Annotated in this window: 17 protein-coding genes; 12 read left to right on the top strand and 5 right to left on the bottom strand. The window is 63.2% G+C overall.

Features of this window, described 5'->3' with window-relative positions:
* Window positions 1-84 precede the first annotated feature (84 nt).
* The 4 genes from AC5ZFO_RS06785 (at window position 85) to AC5ZFO_RS06770 (ending at window position 6,209) form a co-directional block, all read left to right on the top strand.
* Complete coding sequence (locus AC5ZFO_RS06785) at window positions 85-2,976, top strand: ATP-binding protein (RefSeq protein ID WP_282518210.1); 2,892 nt, start codon at window positions 85-87, stop codon at window positions 2,974-2,976.
* Between the two features lie 282 nt (window positions 2,977-3,258).
* On the top strand, window positions 3,259-5,037 hold the full coding sequence (locus AC5ZFO_RS06780; RefSeq protein WP_282518211.1) for a di-heme-cytochrome C peroxidase: 1,779 nt from the start codon (window positions 3,259-3,261) through the stop codon (window positions 5,035-5,037).
* A gap of 111 nt (window positions 5,038-5,148) precedes the next feature.
* The gene (locus AC5ZFO_RS06775; RefSeq protein ID WP_282518212.1) at window positions 5,149-5,730 is read left to right on the top strand and encodes a peroxidase-related enzyme; all 582 of its coding nucleotides are present in this window, start codon (window positions 5,149-5,151) and stop codon (window positions 5,728-5,730) included.
* Complete coding sequence (locus AC5ZFO_RS06770; RefSeq protein WP_282518213.1) at window positions 5,727-6,209, top strand: MgtC/SapB family protein; 483 nt, start codon at window positions 5,727-5,729, stop codon at window positions 6,207-6,209. Before AC5ZFO_RS06775 ends, AC5ZFO_RS06770 begins: the two co-directional genes overlap by 4 nt.
* A 20-nt stretch (window positions 6,210-6,229) precedes the next feature.
* Here AC5ZFO_RS06770 and AC5ZFO_RS06765 read toward each other — a convergent pair whose 3' ends face one another.
* Together AC5ZFO_RS06765 and AC5ZFO_RS06760 are read right to left on the bottom strand one after the other, a co-directional pair.
* Window positions 6,230-6,448 carry a DUF6894 family protein gene (locus AC5ZFO_RS06765; RefSeq protein ID WP_282518214.1) on the bottom strand — a complete coding sequence of 73 codons (219 nt, stop codon included), beginning with the start codon at window positions 6,446-6,448 and terminating at the stop codon, window positions 6,230-6,232.
* An 8-nt stretch (window positions 6,449-6,456) separates the two neighbouring features.
* A complete protein-coding gene (locus AC5ZFO_RS06760) occupies window positions 6,457-7,188 on the bottom strand; it encodes a Crp/Fnr family transcriptional regulator (protein ID WP_282518215.1) in 732 nt (243 codons plus the stop codon).
* A gap of 161 nt (window positions 7,189-7,349) precedes the next feature.
* On the opposite strand from AC5ZFO_RS06760, the gene AC5ZFO_RS06755 reads away from it, so the two are divergent.
* Window positions 7,350-7,553, top strand: coding sequence for a hypothetical protein (locus AC5ZFO_RS06755; protein ID WP_282518216.1), 204 nt, complete (start codon window positions 7,350-7,352; stop codon window positions 7,551-7,553).
* A gap of 43 nt (window positions 7,554-7,596) precedes the next feature.
* Here the strand turns inward: AC5ZFO_RS06755 and AC5ZFO_RS06750 are convergent, their stop codons facing one another.
* The gene (locus AC5ZFO_RS06750) at window positions 7,597-7,740 is read right to left on the bottom strand and encodes a hypothetical protein (protein ID WP_282518217.1); all 144 of its coding nucleotides are present in this window, start codon (window positions 7,738-7,740) and stop codon (window positions 7,597-7,599) included.
* A gap of 275 nt (window positions 7,741-8,015) precedes the next feature.
* Here AC5ZFO_RS06750 and AC5ZFO_RS06745 point away from each other — a divergent pair, with 275 nt between their 5' ends.
* Entirely contained in the window at window positions 8,016-8,171 is a 156-nt protein-coding gene (locus AC5ZFO_RS06745; RefSeq protein WP_166352319.1) for a hypothetical protein, read from the top strand.
* 15 nt (window positions 8,172-8,186) lie between these two features.
* On the opposite strand, the gene AC5ZFO_RS06740 is transcribed toward AC5ZFO_RS06745, so the two are convergent.
* Entirely contained in the window at window positions 8,187-8,816 is a 630-nt protein-coding gene (locus tag AC5ZFO_RS06740) for a ParB-like protein (RefSeq protein WP_282518218.1), read from the bottom strand.
* Between the two features lie 339 nt (window positions 8,817-9,155).
* Between AC5ZFO_RS06740 and AC5ZFO_RS06735 the strand changes: the two genes are divergently transcribed.
* The 6 genes from AC5ZFO_RS06735 to AC5ZFO_RS06710 all read left to right on the top strand — a co-directional run bounded on the left by AC5ZFO_RS06735 (window position 9,156) and on the right by AC5ZFO_RS06710 (window position 13,944).
* Entirely contained in the window at window positions 9,156-9,497 is a 342-nt protein-coding gene (locus tag AC5ZFO_RS06735; protein ID WP_282518219.1) for a hypothetical protein, read from the top strand.
* A gap of 210 nt (window positions 9,498-9,707) precedes the next feature.
* Window positions 9,708-9,995 (top strand): acyl carrier protein, encoded by a 288-nt coding sequence (locus AC5ZFO_RS06730; protein WP_007592476.1) that lies wholly within the window; start codon window positions 9,708-9,710, stop codon window positions 9,993-9,995.
* 10 nt (window positions 9,996-10,005) lie between these two features.
* Window positions 10,006-10,476, top strand: coding sequence for a 3-hydroxyacyl-ACP dehydratase FabZ family protein (locus AC5ZFO_RS06725; RefSeq protein ID WP_282518220.1), 471 nt, complete (start codon window positions 10,006-10,008; stop codon window positions 10,474-10,476).
* On the top strand, window positions 10,473-11,678 hold the full coding sequence (locus AC5ZFO_RS06720; protein WP_282518221.1) for a beta-ketoacyl-ACP synthase: 1,206 nt from the start codon (window positions 10,473-10,475) through the stop codon (window positions 11,676-11,678). The genes AC5ZFO_RS06725 and AC5ZFO_RS06720 overlap by 4 nt, the downstream gene beginning before the upstream one ends.
* A 47-nt stretch (window positions 11,679-11,725) precedes the next feature.
* Complete coding sequence (locus AC5ZFO_RS06715; protein ID WP_282518222.1) at window positions 11,726-13,003, top strand: beta-ketoacyl-ACP synthase; 1,278 nt, start codon at window positions 11,726-11,728, stop codon at window positions 13,001-13,003.
* An 8-nt stretch (window positions 13,004-13,011) separates the two neighbouring features.
* Window positions 13,012-13,944, top strand: coding sequence for a lipid A biosynthesis lauroyl acyltransferase (locus AC5ZFO_RS06710; protein WP_282518223.1), 933 nt, complete (start codon window positions 13,012-13,014; stop codon window positions 13,942-13,944).
* 180 nt (window positions 13,945-14,124) lie between these two features.
* On the opposite strand, the gene AC5ZFO_RS06705 is transcribed toward AC5ZFO_RS06710, so the two are convergent.
* The gene (locus tag AC5ZFO_RS06705) at window positions 14,125-15,540 is read right to left on the bottom strand and encodes a tetratricopeptide repeat protein (RefSeq protein ID WP_282518224.1); all 1,416 of its coding nucleotides are present in this window, start codon (window positions 15,538-15,540) and stop codon (window positions 14,125-14,127) included.
* Window positions 15,541-15,582: the final 42 nt, after the last annotated feature.

Here is a 15,582-nt window from a genome sequence, read left to right as displayed (position 1 = left end):
CGTCTCGCGGATAGCCCAAGGCTTGTCCTTCGTGCTACCCTTGGCTTTGGAGCCGGTTTGAGCACGCGGGGCGCGAGGATGTCCGTGGGCGGTGCCAATATTGCGGATCGCAACATCATAACGGTGCTCGCCGTCGACATGGTGGGTTCAACTCGCCACATCGCGGCTTGCGACCCCGATGAAGCTCAAGCGTTTTTGGACCATTGGCTGGATCACATCCGCAGTTCCGTGGAGCGTCTCGGGGGACAGATTGTCCACTATGCGGGAGACGGTGGCATTGCCATATTCGGCTGGCCAACCGCATATGAGGATCATGCGGATCGTGCGTGCATCGCAGCCTGGGACATTCAGAGTCATAGCCAGTCGACCGGCCCCAGGGGAGATCCGGTCAATTTTCGCGTCGGACTTCACTCCGGCCTGGTCGGCTTACGCATAGGCGGCAAAAACGCCATCGCCCGCTTCGACGTTTCCGGAGCGACCGTGCACGTCGCTGCCAAGCTGCAGCAGGAAGCGGCGGCAGACGAGATCAGGGTAAGCGCCGAAACCGCAAAGCTGTGCCGATCGCCACTCGACCTTACGGCACACAAGACGACTTCGGGAATCGCCGATCGGGTCATCGAGGCCTACACGCTGATTGCCCGGCCGGACGATGTCGATCACAACGAAATCGCCAGCCGCTATCAAAATCCGATCGTGAATCGGGTCGACGAGCTTGCGGCGCTTCGGGGGCTACTCCCGCGCCCGGGCGCCAAAAGCTGCTCCGTCGCCCTGCTGGGCGAACCAGGTATCGGCAAGAGCCGCCTTGCGACAGCCGTAATGACCGAGGCACTGACATCCGACGTGAGGTGTTGCGTCTTTTATGGCGGCGTGCAGAGACGTGCCACCGCATTCGCCGCCGCCCGCACGTTGGTGGGCGACATGCTCGCTGCAAACAACTCATCGTCGGATGAACATATTCGGAAGGCTCTCGCGGAACTGCACGTCGAGGCAGGCGATCGCAGAAAGCTCGAAGCCCTGTTCATCGTTGGAAAAGCGTCCTCTCGCCAACGATTGACCGACAATACGCAAACGCAAATTGCACGCGCACTTGTCAATGCCTTCCTCGCATTGGCGCTAAGTAGACCAACTCTCTTGCTGATCGAAGACCTCCAGTGGATCGATCCGGAAAGCCGCCATTTCCTGAAATTACTCGCGCGCGCAAGTACCCCGCAGCCGCTTTGCATATTGCTGACCGGACGTCCGGAATCATCAGACCAGGCCATGGAGATTGCGGACTCGCTCATTCATCTGCAACCGCTGTCGCGGGCCTGCATGGAGGCTTTGGGACGCCAATTGTGGCCGAAAACTCGATCCCCGACCGTGTTTGCGAGAGCGATCGATCGCGCTGACGGCGTCCCCTTCGTATTGGAAGAGTTCTTGCGTTCGGCGGACGCGACGAACGCAACGAGCGAACAACTGCCTCAGAGCGTCGAGTCCGTGATTCATGCGCGGCTGCAACGGCTTTCTCCGAAGATGAAGACATTCGCGCAGACGCTTAGCCTGCTGGGAGAGGAGGTCGAAATCCAATTGGCTACGACGGTGCTCGGCGTGGACGTAGGCGAGCTGCTGACTGCATTGTTCGAGCTTGCCCGATTTGCTTTTGTCCATCCGCTTGCGGGTAACTCCGTGCGTTTCCGGCATCAGATCATCGCCGAGGCCTGTGCAAACACGATACCGCGTGGCCGGCGTCTGGAAATCCACCAGGCCGCTGTCCAGGCAATCGTGCGGCGTTACCCGAATCTGGATGGCCGTTACGAACAGTTGGCCTTTCATGCAGAGGAAGCCGGAGATTCTGGTGCTGCACTTGGCTATCTCTGGGAGGCTGCCGTCGAAGCGCGCCGGAACGCCGCAGCCTCATCGCTCAGCTTGATATACGACCGGGCGCTCAAGCTCATCGAGCGTCTTGGGGAAGCCGCCGAAGAAAAATATGTCGACTTCGGTCGAATGAGCTTCGCTTCGATGCTGCAACTCGGCGAATTCAAAAAAGTAAATATGCATTTGCCACGAACGTTGGAGCTGGCGCGGCGCCAAGGCAGGATTGCTCACGTGTGCAGCGTCCAGTCGCAACTCGGAATGGTCTACTGGTTTGAGGGCCGGTATGAAGAAGGGCTGCAAATAACGAGCGAGGGATTGAGAACAGCTCGAGCGCTGAAATCGACCGCACTCATATTTTCAAATCAGACCATCATGGCAAATGTGTTGCACAGCATGGGCCATGTCCATCGCGCGATTGCGGCGATGGACGAACTGAATGAAATGCTCACAGGAGAACTCGAGACTGCCCGCCTCGGGACACCGGCCGGTCCAAAATGCACGGTTTTGGCATTCAGGAGCTGGTTCATGAATGCAACAGGTCAATATGCGGAGGCGCTCGGATTCGCATTGCGTGCATTGGAGATCGCAGTTCGTGAACAGGATTCATATGGGCAAGTGCTCGCCCGCATTACGATGGGGCGAAATCTCCTCATGCTCCATCGAAATGACCAGGCTGTGGAATGCTTGTCGATCGCAAGGGAGATCGTCGAACGTAACGGGTACGATGCCAGCAAGGCCAACCTGACCGGAGCAATGGCGACCGCTCTGGCACGAACAGGCCAGGCACATCAGGCCGTCGACCTGATAGACGCTTGTATGGAGAGCGGCACGCATCTGCGGACAGGCCAGATCGAGCTCTGCCTTCTCTATGCGGGTTATGCTGAGGCTCTCGTTCGGGACGGGAAATCCGAACGTGGCCTGAGCGCCTTGGATGATGCTCTTTCCATCGCCAGGACCATCAGGAATCCATGGCTGATTGTAGAATGTCTTGGCCTGAGGGCGCGACTGTTCGCCGAGGCGAAGCCTGGCACCGCCCGCGTCGTTGAGGATCTCGCCGAGATGCACGCGATTTGCGATCAGTTTGGCATTGTTGCCTGGGACGGATCCCGGCTCGCGGTTTAGCAAGGCCGCTCGGGTCGAGACACACCAGTTTACCGGGGCCCATTTCGCGGGCCGCCGCGCTTCAATGGGCGTGGCATGCCATCCGGGGCTCCGGCCCGGAGCAACGACCTTGACGGGACTTTGCCAAGAAGTACAATCTCGAGCATCGGACGGCTATTTCTGACAGCTCTCGTCGCCACCGGGCGAGCTGCGTTACTTTCTCTCGCCCAGCTGCGCATATCTCGACAGATTCTGGTTTCGAGACAACGGGTGGTTCAATTGTAGTTCATGGAGGGTCATGCGATGCGTCGTGTCGCTTTCCTCATTCGCATTGCGCTGGTCGTCGCCGCAAGTTCGGGAATTGAGACCGCTCTCGGCGATCCAATATATGTCGACCAAGGCCCGTATTGGACAGCGGAAGACAGGGCCGACTACTACACGCGCGACCAAGGCTCCCGCTTAATCAACCTCACCTGGTTACGGGCATTGAAAGCGAAGGACGGACAACCGTTCCTCTCGGACGGTCTGGCCCGATACGGCTTTCTCCCAAATCCGGGCGACAAGGCCAACCTCCCCGTCGGCCTCCACACCACAGGTCCCGCAGAGTCCCAGATGGTCGGGATAACATGCTCCGCGTGTCACACGCGGCAGGTTGAAGTGGAGGGCAAGACGTACCGCATCGATGGCGGTCCGGCCTTTATGGATTTCCAGGAGTTCCTGAGCGACCTGGACAAGGCGGTAGGAGACGCAACCGCCAGCAAGACGGCATTCGCTGCATTTGCTGCGGCCGTCTCCCAACCTGCGACACCTTCTGATGCCGATGTTGACGCACTACGTCAGAGGGTTGATGCATGGCACCTGCGCTTCCATGCATTCGTGGCCGGTACATTGCCGCCTGTTGGCTGGGGGCCTGGGCGGCTGGACGCCGTCGGGATCATCTTCAACCGCATATCCGGCACCGACGTCGGGCCGCCGCCTGATTTTTTGATCAAGGACAACATGAGGATTGCCGACGCTCCGGTGCGGTATCCTTTCCTGTGGAACACACCGATGCAGAACCAAACCGACTGGGCCGGTTTTGTGTCGAATGGAAACCGCGTTTTTGCACTTGCCCGGAACACCGGGCAAGCTCTGGCGTTCGCCAACTTTGAACCAAAGCGTTCGTCCGGCTTATTCTTGGACTACGCCAACTCCATCAACTTCGATGGGCTGGAAAGACTCGAGAAATTGATCTTGAAGATGGGTCCGCCAAAATGGCCACGGGAATGGCCTATCGACTCGAAACTGGCTGACGACGGTCAAAAACTCTACGAAAGACACTGCAGCGAGGGGTGTCACAAGAAGAAGGAGATACACGCCCTGCGTGACTTTTTTGCTACGACGTGGGAGACGCCGCTCAAGAACGTCGGCACCGACACTCGTCAATTCGATGAGCTCGGTTGGAGAGTGAAGACCGGCGCGCTGAAGGGAGCAGGCACCCTGGGGGTCGCCAGGGATCTCAAGGAAGAGGATTATGCCGTCCACATGATGTTTAGCGCAGTCGCCGGCACGATTCTGAACTATAAGCTGTCTTTAGGGAGCGAGCTCGGTGCTGGTGACGGCTTTGGCTCCTCCTTGCCTCGCAACGGGCCAATGGCGCGCTCCGCACCCAAGTCTCCGTTGCCAGCGTCTCCGGCTCCGGCACGGGCCTCCACCGAACCGCCCAGCGCGCAACCATCGGGAGCGCCGGACAGCCTGACAATCGAGCCTTGGACGTTTTTCAGGCGCACCCTCAAGAGAGGCAAGTATGAAGCTCGCGTGCTGGAGGGAATTTGGGCCGCGGCGCCTTACTTGCACAACGGCTCGGTGCCGACATTGGCGGAATTGCTCGTACCGCCTGCGAAGCGCATGTCACAGTTCAAAGTTGGCGCGAGATACGACATCAAAAATGTTGGTCTTGACGTCACACAAGAGGGGCCAACTCGTCCAGTCACCGATTGCAATGACCTCAATTCAGGAAACAGCCGATGCGGGCATGACTATGGCACGAGCTTGAGCGACGACGAAAAGAAGGCACTCCTCGAATATTTGAAGACTCTTTGACAGCCTCGACTCTGTCTGCGCTAGAAGATGTAGTCCGCGCAAGCGCTTTGCGCGAAGGACTGCGATCGACTATGTTCCGCGTTCCCCGAGAACCCGATCCGGAACATCGTCATGTCTCCTCCTCCCTCAAAACGCTTCCCCGCACCCGCCCTCGACACACTCCCCGACGACATCCGCACGCGCCTGCTCGCCGTGCAGGAGAAGAGCGGCTTCGTGCCGAACGTGTTCCTGACGCTGGCCTACCGGCCCGACGAGTTCCGCGCGTTCTTCGCCTATCATGATGCGCTGATGGAGAAGGACGGCGGCCTCACCAAGGCCGAGCGCGAGATGATCGTGGTCGCGACCTCGGCGGCCAACCAGTGCCAGTATTGCGTGATCGCGCACGGCGCGATCCTGCGCATTCGCGCCAAGAACCCTGTGATCGCCGACCAGGTCGCTGTGAACTACCGCAAGGCCGACATCACGCCGCGGCAAAAGGCGATGCTCGATTTCGCGATGAAGGTTTCGGCCGACGCGCAGCGCGTCTCCGAGGAGGACTTCGCGGCGCTCGCGCCGCACGGCTTCAGCGACGACGACATCTGGGACATCGCCGCAATCTCGGCCTTCTTCGCGCTGTCCAATCGGCTGGCAAACTTCACCGGCATGAGGCCGAACGAGGAGTTTTACCTGATGGGGCGTTTGCCGAAAAAATGACGGAGCTCGACTGGCCCGAAATCCTTGCTCGTCTCGGTGCCGCGACCGTCGCCGCCGGCGCGATCGGCCTCGACCGCGACCTGCACGGCAAGCCGATCGGGCTGAAGACGCTCGGCATCGTCGGGCTCTCCACGGCGACCGTGGTTCTGCTCGCCCTGCAGCTCGCCGAACCAACCAGGGTCGCCGATGCCGCAAGCCGCGTCATCCAGGGCATCCTCACCGGCATCGGCTTTCTCGGTGCCGGCGTCATCGTGCATCAGAGCATCGGATTTCGCGTCCGCGGGCTGACCAGCGCCGCCTGCACCTTTCTCGCGGCCTGCATCGGCATCGTCTGCGGTGCCGGACAGTGGAAGATCGTCACCGTCGCGCTGGCCCTCGCCTTCGTGCTGTTGACGGTGGGCCGCCACATCGAGCGGCGGTTGCACCGCATGCTCGGCGGCAAAGGCGGCCCGCGCGAGGCAGAGACGCCGCACGAGTAGCGTTGCGCGCCGGTACCGACCTAGGCCTCTTCAACCTCAAGCGTAATCGAAACCTTCAGCGGCGGCGCTCCCTCTTCGCGGACATCGACGACGACGCGATGGGCGCTACCGGCAGCGAAGGCATCGCGGGCGATGGAGGCGCGGGTCAGCACCGCCTCCTTGCGTGCGTCCTCATCTCTTCGGTCGTCGTCCGGAATGAGACGGCCGTTCTCGTGAATGTCGAAGTTGAATCGCGGCATCGGGCCCCTTAAAGGGTCGGCGACTGATGCAGATAACGGCCGTCGAAATCGGCAAGTTCCAAAAATTTCCGCTCGTCCAGCACCGTGACGCGGCCGCGGTGCAGCTCGGCGATGCCCTCCTGCCGCAACTGCTTGATCACGCGGTTGGCGTGCACCGCCGTGATGCCCAAAGCTTCGCCGATCTGCTCCTGGGTCAGCGGCATCTCGAAGCTGTTGCCGTCCAGACGCTCGATGACCCGAAGACGCTCGCGCAGCTCGATCATGACATGGGCAAGCCTTGCGGGCGCGGGACGCTGGCCAACATTGACGATCCATTCGCGGAACATGGCGGAGTCGATCAGCGTGTCTCGCCAGAACAGCTCGGCGACGCTTGGACTGCGCTGGTGCAATTTTCGCAGCGTTTCGTGCTTGATGAATCCGAGCGTGCACGGGGTCAGCGTCGACAGGTCGTGATCCATCACGTGCAGGAACAAGCTCATCAGGTCGGGGATCTCACCGGGGATGTGGATGGAGAGGATCTGGCGCTTGCCGCTTGGAATCGTCTTGGAACGCGCACAGAAGCCGTCTGCGATCAGGCAGCAATCGGTTGCGCGCTCGCCATCGCGGACCACGGGCGTCTCCGCCGGGTATTGACGAACCGCGATCGGGAGCGCCTCGATCTCCTTCACGTCGTCGTCCGAGATGCCTGAAGATGTGCGCAAACGCCTGACAAGCGCAGCACGGATCGTATCGCTGGGCACGCGGGTCAGCTCCGACCGGTACATTTGGGACCTGTATTGCAATCCTTGGCGCCGAGGCGCCGCTGCAATGAAAAACCCGCGATCCACGCTCCCGGTTCCAACAAAAGTTAAGGACGCCACTCGCCTCACCATGGTGGGCTTCGCGCCGGAAAGGTCCAGCCATGACCAAGAAGCGCAACCGCACGCGACCGGCCCTGTCACTCCAGCAGCGCCTGAACAAGTTCACGCAGGACGCCCGCGCCGCGGCCAAGAAGCTCCCAGCCGGCACCGAACGCCACACGCTGTTGCAGAAGGCGCGCGACGGCGAGGCAGCCGCCGAGATGGAACGCCTTCTGTCCCCACCCGGCCCGCAGCATCAGAAGTGATCGTCGCACCGTTGCATACCTGCGACCGCGAGGCGCTACGTCGCTAGCGCTGCGCCATCAACTCGAGCGCCGGAGCAAAGCGCTCGGAAAATGTCAGCGTCTTGGCGTGGCGAACTGCGGCAAACGATGCCGAGATTCCTGCTGTGGCGACTGCGAGCAAGGCAATTGCGAAAACCAGACGGCGCATGTTGGCCTCCTGTGTGAGCTCGACTACCCCACAGAGATGGGGCGGCTCTGTTTCAGGACGGTTTCATCCCTGCGGAAAATGACTTCGCTCAAGCGGCTGTGATGAGATCCGGCTTCTCGGGGTGCGCGCCGTAACCAAATAACAATAATCGCTGTTGTCTTGCGACGGTCGCGAGCGGTACCGGGAATTTCACGCCAGCGACCACGATCATGAATCGCAAGACTGCCGCGATAAGCAGTGTTCGCAGAAATGCGGAGTCATCGAGGATTGCTCAAATGAACGTCGTCATCCGGAAACTCAATGGTCTGTGGCACCTCGTCGTCGGCTCGTGCCAGATCCGAACGCCCTTCCTGGCAACCCAGGACCGCGCACTGGTCGTAAGCTACGCCCGGCGCGTCTACCCCGGCGCCAAGATCTTCCAGCGCGACTGATGCGAATGGTTGCGCTTAGTCCTCGTCCGCCGGTCCGCACCAGCCGGGCAGATAGATGGCATCCTTGCTCTTGGCTGCGGACAGGGCCTTCTCGAGCGCCTTGTCGAAATTGGCATCGACTGCCTTGCGCGACAGTTTCCGGCGCAGAAAGTCGGCCCACAGGAATTCGGAGAACGGGGTGGTGTCCTTCGCAAAGCCGCCCATGCGGCGGAGCTCACCGGCAAGGCTTCGGAACGGATCGTCCTTGAGATCGACGACCGATTTCGGCAGATCGCGGAACGGCCGCCGCTCACCCTTGGAATCGTAAGGGTAGACCCAGCGCTTGTTGTCCATCACGCCCCAGAACGCCTCGCGCTCGACCATCCTGAGGTCGCCGACCACGGTCACCAGCACCTCCTTGACGCCCTCGTCGTGCAATGCGCGGCCGAGATGATGATGGTCGATCACGTAGTAGCGCTGATCCGGTCCGTAGACGACGGGGATCATGTGATTGCCAAGCAGGTCGGCCTGCTTCTTCTTGTCGTGCTCGCGCCAGCGCTTTCGCTTCTCCTTGACCTCGCGCATGCCGACCGTCATCTGCGTCGGCCGGAGCGACAGGATCGGCACCGGATGCACTCTCGGTTCGCGTGCGTTGGTGGTGGTCATGGTCGAAGGCCCCTCACATGGTTGCAACCGGTGGTCCGGTTCCCTTGATTATGCCATGGGCGCCGCGGTGGCAAAATGCGTTCGATCCGGCCGCGGAGATCACAAGCAGATGTTCACGAGAGCCGGCGATGCGTGCTTCGGGGTTGTTGCTGCAACGCAACCCCCGCATCCTGTCACCGGCCTGACAGCCGGCGCCGCGTTCGTTCGCGGGCCGTTCCGGAAAGATGCCATGCAAGATAGTGCGAAAGCGCAATGCACGTGCGCGTTGAGAAGATTTTCTGCAAGGCATTCACGACGTATGCTATCTAAAAACCGCTGCTTCGGAGTGATCCCCGCGCCATGAAAACACAGCGGCCCATCAGCTCGGATGACGAGCACCGGGTGCTCCAGTTCAGGCCGCGCAACGCGTCTCCCCCGCCGGTCCAACGGGGCAGCGGCACCGTGCAGCCGTTGCGCGTCGCGCCCGAGCCGCTCGACCTGTCGCGCTACGAGCAGCCCCGCCGGGAACCGGATAATTTCCGCCACCGCATGCTCGCCAATATCGCGGCGCTCGCCTTCACCATCGCGCTGACCGCAATCGGAATCTGGCTCGCGGTGAGCATTGCCGACCTGCGCCGCACCCAGGACTGCGTGCTGATGGGCCGCCGGGACTGCGCCAAGATCACGACGCCCCATATCTAGGTACGTCTCCCGGCTGAAAGGCCCGCCGACGGCATCCCCAGCCCTGTCGCCGGGGCCGCCCGGCTCCATTGAACTCAGCGCGGCGCTCCGATATACGGGCTTTCGACCCGGCCAGAGGGGGGTTTGAGGGCGTCATCGGGGCGCGATGCCCACCCACCGTTCCACTCTGGAACTTCAGACAAATGTCAGCAATATATCAAAGGCTTAGTGATGTCCTCCACATTCGATCAGGTCGCTACGATCATCGCTGAAACCTGCGACATCCCGCGCGACACGATCACGCCGGATAGCCACGCCATCGATGACCTCGGCATCGACAGCCTCGATTTCCTGGACATCGCGTTCGCGATCGACAAGCAGTTCGGCATTAAGCTGCCGCTGGAAAAGTGGACCCAGGAGGTCAACGACGGCAAGGCGACCACCGAGCAGTATTTCGTCCTGAAAAATCTGTGCGCCCGCATCGACGAATTGGTTGCGGCCAAGGGCGCAAGCGCCTAAGCGCGCGGTCATGCAACTCGAATACTTCCACATGATCGATCGCGTCGTCGACCTCAACGTCGACGCGAAGACGATTGTCGTCGAAGCCCTGGTCCCCAAGGAGAGCACGATCTTCGAGGGGCACTTCCCGGGCTATCCCCTGATGCCCGGCGTGCTCCTGATCGAATCGATGGCCCAGGCCTCGGGCTGGCTTCAGCTCGGCGTGCTCAAGTTCGAGCGCATGCCGATCCTGGCCGCCGTCAAGGAGGCCAAGGTCCGCGGCTCGGTCTTCCCCGGCGATCTCATGACCATCGAGGCGACCCTGTCGCATCAGGGCTCGGGCTACGCGGTGACCGAGGCCAAGATCAAGGTCGGCGGTAAGCTGCGCGCGAATTCGACGCTCACCTTCACGCAGATCCCCTTCCCCAATGCGGATATGCGCGGCTTCATGGACGCGGTCGCCAAACGCGTCGGCTTTCCGCAACAGGCCGTATCGCCATGACTGAAATTGCTTCGAAGGCCGGCCAGACGGAAGTCTGGATCACCGGCATCGGCCTTGCCACCTCGCTCGGCGAAGGCCTGGACGCCAACTGGGCCGCGCTTCAGGACAAGCGCATCAATGTCGACGAGAAGGGCTTTGCACCCTGCATCGTGCATCCCCTGATGCCTGTGACCTTCGACAGCCAGATCCCGAAGAAGGGCGACCAGCGCCAGATGGAAGCCTGGCAGCGCATCGGCACCTATGCCGCGGGCCTTGCGCTCGATTCCGCCGGGATCAAGGGCAACAAGGACATCCTGTCGAAGATCGACATGGTGGTGGCCGCCGGCGGCGGCGAGCGCGACATCAATGTCGACTCCGGCGTGCTCACGGCCGAGGTCAAGGGCGCCAATGCGCCCGGCTTCCTCAACGAACGGCTGATGAGCGATCTCAGGCCGACGCTGTTCCTGGCCCAGCTCTCGAACCTGCTCGCCGGCAACATCGCCATTGTGCACGGTCTCGGCGGCACCTCGCGCACTTTCATGGGCGAAGAGGTCGCGGGCGCCGATGCGGCGCGCATTGCGCTCGCGCGCATCGCCTCGGGCGAGAGCGACATCGCGCTGATCGGCGGCTCCCACAATGGCGAGCGCAAGGACCTGATGGTCCTCTACGAATTCGGCGCCTTCAATCTGAAGGACAAGTTTGCTCCGGTGTGGGCGCGCAAGGATCACGCCGGTTTCGCGCTGGGATCTGCCGGCGCGTTCCTGGTGCTGGAATCGAAGGCGCACGCGGAGGCGCGCGGCGCAAAGCCGTTCGCAAAGCTTTCGAGCGTCGTTGCCGACCTCGCCCGGCGCAAGCAGCCCGGCGACATGGCCGCGACGCTGGAGAAGCTTTGGGAAAAGCTGCCCAGGCGCGAGGGCAAGGGCGCGATCATATCGGGCGCGACCGGCGCGGAGCCCGCGACGTCAGAGGAGCTCGGCTTCCTGAAGGGCCATCCCGACTTCCCGGTGCGTTCGACCGGCACGATGTTCGGCCACACCATGGAAACGCAATTTCCGCTCGGCATTGCGCTTGCGGCGCTGTCGATCTCGCGCGGTGCGCTGTTCCCGCCGAACGATTCCACCGGGACGGAGATTGAAATGCAGGGCGCGCCCACCCAGATTGTGGTGGTGGGGGCCGGACACTGGCGCGGCGAGGGCATGGCTCTGGTCGAGGCCGTAAGCTGAAGCGCGTCGCGCTTTGGCGGATGCTCTAGCTCAATCGGGGGATCGACATGACTGCACCACGCGACAAACTCGGGCGTCCCGTCGTCGTCGTCACCGGCATGGGCATCATGACCTCGCTCGGCAACGGCAAGGCCGACAATTGGGCGAAGCTCGTCGCCGGCGAATCCGGCATCCGCACCATCACGCGCTTTCCGGTCGACGGCCTGAGGACGACGATGGCCGGCACGGTCGATTTCGTCAGCGTCGATCCGTTCTCCTCCACCGCCCTGTCCGAGCGGATGGCTGAGCTCGTCACGCAGGAAGCGCTCGAGCAGGCCGGCATCGGCGCCAAGGCCGATTTCCCCGGTCCGCTCTTCCTTGCGGTTGCACCGGTCGAAGTCGAATGGCCGCAGCGCCGTGAGCTTGGCCGCGCCGTCGGCGCGCAGGATATCACCTATGACGATCTGCTGCGCATCTCCGGCGGCGGCAAGTACAGTGCCTATCACCACCGCTTCATGTTCGGCTCGGTGGCAGCCCATCTCGCCGAGACCTTCGGCACCAAGGGCTCGCCGATCTCGCTGTCGACGGCCTGCGCCTCGGGCGCGACCTCGATCCAGCTCGGCGTCGAGGCGATCCGCCGCGGCGAGACCGATGCCGCGCTGTGCGTGGCCACCGACGGCACCGTGAACCCCGAAGCTCTCGTGCGTTTCTCGCTGCTCTCGGCGCTGTCGACCCAGAATGATCCGCCGCAGGCGGCCTCCCGCCCCTTCTCCAAGAACCGCGACGGTTTCGTCATGGCCGAGGGCGCCGGCGCGCTCGTCCTGGAGAGCTACGAGGCCGCGACCGCGCGCGGCGCAAAAATCCTCGGCGTGATCGCCGGCTGCGGCGAGCTCACCGATTCCTTCCACCGCACCCGCTCTTCGCCCGATGGCAAGCCGATCATCGGCTGCATGAACAAGACGCTGGCCGATGCCGGCATGACGCCGGACCAGATCGACCACATCAACGCGCACGGCACCGCGACGCCCGAGAACGACAAGATGGAATTCAACACGACGTCGGCCGTGTTCGGCGATCTCGCGCAGAAGATCCCGGTGACCTCCAACAAGTCGATGGTCGGCCACACCATCTCGGCCGCGGGCGCGGTCGAAGCGATCTTCTCGCTGCTCACCCTCGAGCATCAGCGCATTCCGCCGACGATCAACTACGAGACCCCGGATCCCACGATCCTGTTCGACGTCGTCGGCAACAAGGCCCGCGATGCCCGCGTCACCGCAGTGATGTCGAACTCGTTCGGCTTCGGCGGCCAGAACGCCTCGCTGATCCTGACCCGCGAACCGGCCTGACCGGACGCATGGCGCTGCTTCCTGCGAGCACGAAGGCCCGCGCGCGGGAGGCTGCCAAATCGCTCGGCGGCAGCCTGATTGGTGCTGCCACCGTCGGCATGCTGCGCACCACGCGTTATTTCGATCCGGCCAAGACCTCGGACTTCTTCTCCCGCGTGGTGAAGACGATCGGCCCGCGCCTGCGCGAGCACCGCATCGGCCGCGCCAACCTCACCGCGGCATTTCCGGAGAAGTCGCCGGAAGAAATCGAACAGATCCTGATGGGCGTGTGGGACAATCTCGGCCGCGTCGGCGCCGAATTCGCCCATATGGACCACGTCTGGGACTACGACCGCGACCATCCCGAGAAGAGCCGGATCGAACTCCCGGCGCGCAGCATCGAGCTGTTCGACCAGATCCGCGATGACGGCAAGCCGGCGCTGATCTTCGCCGCGCATCTCGCCAACTGGGAATTGCCGGCACTCGCCGCCGTCGAGCATGGGCTGGACGCCGCGATCCTCTACCGCCGCCCCAACATCGCCTCCGCCGACCGCATCATCCAGGAGATGCGCCAGGTCAACATGGGCACGCTGATCCCGGCGGGGCGCGATGCGCCGCTGCGCCTCGCGCAGGCGCTCAAGGACGGCAAACACGTCGCCATGCTGATCGACCAGTATCTGACCGGCGGCGTCGAGGTCACCTTCTTCGGCCGCAAGACCCGCGCCAACCCGATGCTGGCGCGCCTGCTCCGCCAGGTCGAATGCCCGATCCACGGTGTCCGCATCATCCGCCTGCCCGGCGGCCGATTCCGCGGCGAGCTGACCGAGGAGGTCCCGCCCGTGCGCGATGCCGAGGGCAAGATCGACATCCAGGGCACGACCCAGGCGATCACCAGCGTGGTGGAAAGCTGGGTGCGCGAGCATCCCGAGCAGTGGCTGTGGCTGCACCGCAGGTGGCGGTAGCTACTGCCGTCATTGCGTGGAGGCCGAGAGCGCCTCATTCTCGGTGTCATCGCCCGGCTTGACCGGGCGATCCAGTATCCCAGAGGCTTTCGTTGGAGAGCTCGCTCTCACAATTCACGCCGCGGCGTACTGGATGCCCCGCCTTCGCGGGGCATGACAGCGGGGTTCAAACTTCCCGCCCTACTGCTCCGGCAGTCCCGCATCGACCTCGGCCTGAACGATGCGCTCCCAGGCTGCGATATTAACCGGACTTACGTTCTTCAGCGGCGGCGAGACGTTGAGCCTGGTCGTACCGGGCCGCAGCCTCAGGCCCTCCGCGATCGCCGCCCTCGCCTCCTCGAACCGGCCCGATCTCTGGTAGGCGGCAGCGAGCAGCAGGTGCGAGCGCCCGGACGCCGGCGTGATGGCGATCGAACGCTGCAGCCACGGCAACGCCTCCTCGTCGCGCCCCATCAAGAGATTCGCCAGGCCCGCGCCGAGCAGCCAGGTCCAGCGCGAGGCCGGCGGCGTATCGTAGCGATCGGCTTGCCGGAATGTCGCGAGCGCATCGTCGTGGCGGCCGAGAAAGATCTGCCCGAGGCCGATCAGATAGAGCGCAGACCCATTCCACGGATCGAAGCTCAATGCCTTGGCGCAGGTGACGAGACTTTCGACGAAATGGTTGGTCGCGCTGAGGAAGCGGCAATAGGCCTCGAGCACCGGAATGGAATTCGGCTTCGACCGCAACGCCTGCTCGAGCGTCGCATTGGCCTTCGCCTCGACGGCGACCGCCTCCTCCGGGCTGAACCAGACCATCTGGATGCCGCGCATCTGGAGCGAGGCGAGCGCAACCGCGATGTCGAGATTGTCAGGGTCGTCGCTGAGCGCCTTTTGCAGCATGGCCTGCGCCGCGCCAAAGCGCTCGCGCGTGGTCTGGTTGATCGAGGCGAGCGCCTGCTCGACGGCCACCTTGTCGCCGCCGGCCGACGCCCCGGCGGCCTGGGGGCGCGGCACACGCGACTCCAGAATCTCGTTGAGACGGCGCGCAAGCCCGTGACCGACGCCGGCGACGAGCCGCGACTGCGCAAGCTGCGCGTCCGCCTCGTCCGCCGCGACTGACGCTGCAACGACCGACTGCACCTCTCCGGTCGCGGCCTTGATGATGCGCGCGCGCAGCGTCCACGACTGATCGCGACGCTCCAGTTCGCCGCGCAGCTCGTAATCGGATGATGCGGCGGGCGCAGCGGTGCTGTCGCCGCCCTTGGCTGCCAATCGCGGCGCAACCACGCTGATGTTCTGGATCTTGGCAAAACCATCCGTGAGGCGGGCAGTGACGTCGGCGGCCATTGCCGCGCCGCGCGCATCGTTGCTGTCGTCAACGATCGGCATCACCGCGAGCCGCGGCGGCGTTCGCCTGAACAGGAGGTCCGGCTTCAGCACGGGCGCGGCAACCGCAAGCCCCATGACGATCACGCAGAGCCCGGCCACGGCGGCGACCATGGCCTGCCGGCTCAGACCGAACAGGGCGCGCTGCGGCCTCACGGGCGCCGCGACCACCTCGGCCGACGGCAGGAGCGCGACCTCCCCGGCCGGCGTCAGGTCGGCGGGCGCGTCCACGACCTCCGCCGCCAGCAGATAGCCGCCGCCGGAGGCGAGCTT

It is taken from the genome of Bradyrhizobium sp. Unk1, assembly GCF_059512345.1.
The sequence above is the reverse complement of the archived record's forward strand: the minus strand, read 5'-3'. Positions and strand labels throughout refer to the sequence as shown.

What these genes read in the sequence shown, in the direction of transcription:
- AC5ZFO_RS06780 (WP_282518211.1), top strand. Translation starts at nt 3,259, where the DNA reads ATGCGTCGTGTCGCTTTCCTCATTCGCATTGCGCTGGTCGTCGCCGCA.
- AC5ZFO_RS06775 (WP_282518212.1), top strand. Translation starts at nt 5,149, where the DNA reads ATGTCTCCTCCTCCCTCAAAACGCTTCCCCGCACCCGCCCTCGACACA.
- AC5ZFO_RS06770 (WP_282518213.1), top strand. Translation starts at nt 5,727, where the DNA reads ATGACGGAGCTCGACTGGCCCGAAATCCTTGCTCGTCTCGGTGCCGCG.
- AC5ZFO_RS06765 (WP_282518214.1), bottom strand. Translation starts at nt 6,448, where the DNA reads ATGCCGCGATTCAACTTCGACATTCACGAGAACGGCCGTCTCATTCCG.
- AC5ZFO_RS06755 (WP_282518216.1), top strand. Translation starts at nt 7,350, where the DNA reads ATGACCAAGAAGCGCAACCGCACGCGACCGGCCCTGTCACTCCAGCAG.
- AC5ZFO_RS06750 (WP_282518217.1), bottom strand. Translation starts at nt 7,740, where the DNA reads ATGCGCCGTCTGGTTTTCGCAATTGCCTTGCTCGCAGTCGCCACAGCA.
- AC5ZFO_RS06745 (WP_166352319.1), top strand. Translation starts at nt 8,016, where the DNA reads ATGAACGTCGTCATCCGGAAACTCAATGGTCTGTGGCACCTCGTCGTC.
- AC5ZFO_RS06740 (WP_282518218.1), bottom strand. Translation starts at nt 8,816, where the DNA reads ATGACCACCACCAACGCACGCGAACCGAGAGTGCATCCGGTGCCGATC.
- AC5ZFO_RS06735 (WP_282518219.1), top strand. Translation starts at nt 9,156, where the DNA reads ATGAAAACACAGCGGCCCATCAGCTCGGATGACGAGCACCGGGTGCTC.
- AC5ZFO_RS06730 (WP_007592476.1), top strand. Translation starts at nt 9,708, where the DNA reads ATGTCCTCCACATTCGATCAGGTCGCTACGATCATCGCTGAAACCTGC.
- AC5ZFO_RS06725 (WP_282518220.1), top strand. Translation starts at nt 10,006, where the DNA reads ATGCAACTCGAATACTTCCACATGATCGATCGCGTCGTCGACCTCAAC.
- AC5ZFO_RS06720 (WP_282518221.1), top strand. Translation starts at nt 10,473, where the DNA reads ATGACTGAAATTGCTTCGAAGGCCGGCCAGACGGAAGTCTGGATCACC.
- AC5ZFO_RS06715 (WP_282518222.1), top strand. Translation starts at nt 11,726, where the DNA reads ATGACTGCACCACGCGACAAACTCGGGCGTCCCGTCGTCGTCGTCACC.
- AC5ZFO_RS06710 (WP_282518223.1), top strand. Translation starts at nt 13,012, where the DNA reads ATGGCGCTGCTTCCTGCGAGCACGAAGGCCCGCGCGCGGGAGGCTGCC.